We start from the raw sequence: 529 nt of genomic DNA, 5'->3' as shown, positions 1-529 counted from the left end.
TGCTGCGAGACCAACATCATCTTCAAGGCACTATCCTGCGATACCGCTCCTCACTTCACGACGTTGGCCAAGTTTGTCAGCAGCCATGCCGGCGAGATTGAAGAGCTGTTCGAGCAGGTACTGCTGGTGTGCCATGAACAGGGCCTGCTCGGTAACGAACTCTTTGCCATCGACGGCTGCAAGATGTCCTCGAATGCCGCCAAGGAATGGTCCGGCACCTTCAAGGAGTTGGGTGAGAAGAGAGAAAAACTCCGACGACTGATACGCCACCACTTGAAGGAACACTACGAGCGGGATGAGGCAGAAACCGAAGCCGAACTGGACCGGGATATCCGTCGGGCAAACACCATCCTCTCGCTGGATGAAGCCATGAACAAAGTGGACCGCTTCCTAAAGACGAACCGCCCAAGGATGGGCCGGGGGAAGCGGAGCAAGGAAGTGAAGAGCAACCTGACGGATAACGAAAGCGCCAAGATGACCACCAGCAAGGGCACGATCCAGGGCTATAACGGCGTGGCCACGGTGGACA

The 529-nt window shown here is 56.5% G+C and carries 1 protein-coding gene; it reads left to right on the top strand.

All coding sequences use genetic code 11. The features are described 5' to 3' along the window. A partial coding sequence (locus MARLIPOL_RS09535; protein ID WP_012140690.1) for a transposase occupies nt 1-529 on the top strand: 529 nt, incomplete at both ends.

Origin of the sequence: Marinobacter lipolyticus SM19 (assembly GCF_000397065.2) — a bacterium.
Classification (GTDB): domain Bacteria; phylum Pseudomonadota; class Gammaproteobacteria; order Pseudomonadales; family Oleiphilaceae; genus Marinobacter; species Marinobacter lipolyticus.
Note: the sequence above shows the minus strand (reverse complement) of the source record. Positions and strands in the feature narration are given on the sequence as shown.